At 65.6% G+C, this 1,051-nt stretch carries 1 protein-coding gene; it reads left to right on the plus strand.

What is annotated here, in order from left to right; genetic code table 11:
• Positions 1-1,051: DNA translocase FtsK (locus tag AC1REK_RS27510; RefSeq protein WP_492270900.1), on the plus strand; the 1,051-nt coding region annotated here is incomplete at both ends.

The following is a 1,051-nucleotide window of genomic DNA, read 5'->3' on the forward strand; positions in this document are numbered from 1 at the left end:
GCCCCGGCCCGGTCGTCACCCTCTACGAGCTTGAGCCTGCTCCTGGGACGAAGTCGTCTCGGGTGATCTCTTTGGCTGACGACATCGCGCGGTCGATGAGCGCGATCTCGGCGCGCGTCGCGGTGGTGCAGGGCAAGAACGCGATCGGCATCGAACTGCCCAACACCAAGCGCGAGACCGTCTTCCTGCGCGAATTGCTGGCGAGCCAGGACTTCGAATCGACCAAGCACAAGCTCGCGCTCTGCCTCGGCAAGACCATCGGCGGCGAGCCGGTGATCGCCGACCTTGCCCGCATGCCGCACCTGCTCGTCGCCGGCACCACCGGCTCCGGCAAGTCGGTCGCGATCAACACCATGATCCTCTCGATCCTCTACCGGCTGAAGCCGGAGGAGTGCCGGCTGATCATGGTCGATCCCAAGATGCTCGAGCTCTCGGTCTATGACGGCATCCCGCACCTTTTGACCCCGGTCGTCACCGACCCGAAGAAGGCGGTCGTCGCCCTGAAATGGGCGGTGCGCGAGATGGAGGAGCGCTACAAGAAGATGTCGAAGCTCGGTGTGCGCAACATCGACGGCTTCAATGTCCGCGTGGCGGAGGCAGCCGCGGCCGGCGAGGTGATCACCCGCACGGTGCAGACCGGCTTCGACCGCCATACCGGCGAGGCGATCTACGAGGAAGAGGCGATGGCGCTCGAGCCCTTGCCCTATATCGTCGTGATCGTCGACGAGATGGCCGATCTGATGATGGTCGCCGGCAAGGAGATCGAGGGCACGATCCAGCGCCTCGCCCAGATGGCGCGTGCCGCCGGCATCCATGTCGTGCTGGCGACGCAGCGTCCCTCGGTCGACGTCATCACCGGCACGATCAAGGCGAACTTCCCGACCCGCATCTCCTTCCAGGTCACCTCGAAGATCGATAGCCGCACCATTTTGGGCGAGATGGGCGCCGAGCAGCTGCTCGGCCAGGGCGACATGCTCTACATGGCGGGCGGCGGGCGGATCACTCGCGTGCACGGCCCCTTCGTCTCGGACGCCGAGGTCGAGAAGGTCGT

Source organism: Allobosea sp. GW823-FHT02B03 (assembly GCF_058797755.1).